Source organism: Actinoplanes sp. NPDC020271, from assembly GCF_044388125.1.
Taxonomy (GTDB): domain Bacteria; phylum Actinomycetota; class Actinomycetes; order Mycobacteriales; family Micromonosporaceae; genus Actinoplanes.
The window spans coordinates 1-1,187 of sequence record NZ_JBIRWQ010000091.1; the positions used below are offsets into that span (position 1 = coordinate 1).

At 61.8% G+C, this 1,187-nt stretch carries 2 protein-coding genes; one reads left to right on the top strand and one right to left on the bottom strand.

The window, feature by feature from the left end; translation table 11 throughout:
- Nucleotides 1-230: 230 nt before the first annotated feature.
- Complete coding sequence (locus ACH442_RS48045; protein ID WP_396344930.1) at nucleotides 231-371, top strand: hypothetical protein; 141 nt, start codon at nucleotides 231-233, stop codon at nucleotides 369-371.
- A gap of 79 nt (nucleotides 372-450) precedes the next feature.
- Here the strand turns inward: ACH442_RS48045 and ACH442_RS48050 are convergent.
- Nucleotides 451-1,187: hypothetical protein (locus ACH442_RS48050; RefSeq protein ID WP_396344931.1), on the bottom strand; the 737-nt coding region annotated here is incomplete at its 5' end.

Genomic DNA, 1,187 nt, shown 5'->3' on the forward strand with positions numbered 1-1,187 from the left:
ATTCCTGCGCCTGGCTTGCGCTGTCATCTGCTTCCGTCGCGCCGTCAAGCTGGAACTGTTGACCAGCAACAACCCCAAATGAGATGCGGTCTTAGTGTGCTGGCTGAGGAAGACGTCGCAGCTCAGGTGGTCGAGGGTTGGGGAGCAGAGGGACGAGTTTCGCTCTCGAAGAGACGGAAGTCGGCCGCGAGATCGCCGAGACGAACCTGACGGAGGGCCTGGTGCGCTCGATGAAACCCGTCCTCCGGACCCGCTTCGGCGACCTCCCGAACTTGGACGACCTCGCACGGAGACTCGTGGCCGACGACCACGAGGCGAATCTGGCGCGAGTCGTCAACGGCGCCTCATTGGAAGACCTCCACCAGCTCTGACCACGGATCGACTCAGGTTGGACGTCGGGGTTTGATTCCCCGACCGATTTTGAGCCGATCGAACGGAGACTGAGTGCCGTCACTCCTCCTCGGCTGTCTCCAGGTCGCGCAGGACTCGCCACGCCAGTTCGGCCAGGGTCTCGCCAGAACTCGTCCTCCATCGAGCAGTTCCTTGATTGGCTACCGGTCGATTCTCCCAACCTGCCAGCTCCCACATATGGGAAATCAACCCGGACGGCGAATATCGCTGACCGTCAGCCGACCAGAGGATCGGCTTGCCCCGATGTGGCATCCAAGTAGCGCGCCGTCGCTTCGGGTCCTCGGCCAACCAGTCGCGGAGTGCTTCAGCCTCGGTGGTAATGGGGGTAGTTAATGTCAACGCCTCCCCTTCGGGGAGAACAGCCCGGTCGACGAGAATGGAGACAGCGTTAGGGCGGCGTTTCCGATCCGGTGCTGTCCTGCGGTATCGATCTTGCGAAGACGACAGAGCGGCTTCAGAGGGATTGAGCACACGTTCGGCGACCTGCCGAACGCGAGTGACGTCCGAGCAAACCGCTCGGATCTGCGCGCGGTCGGTGTACAAATCGTCGATGACTGCAGTGACTCCAGGCAGCAACGCTTCAACCAAGCTTCGAACCTGCTCGATTGCCTGGTTCGCCCATTTCAGCTCCGAATCCGGCTCGTCGATCGCCTCCGTGTCGAGCTGGCGAAAGACGAGGTGAGCTAGTACGGCAGCCGCCATTCGTGAGGTGACCTCGGGTCCCGCGGGAACGAGGACGGCCACCGCATGATCGTCTGTGCGTTGTGGACACAACA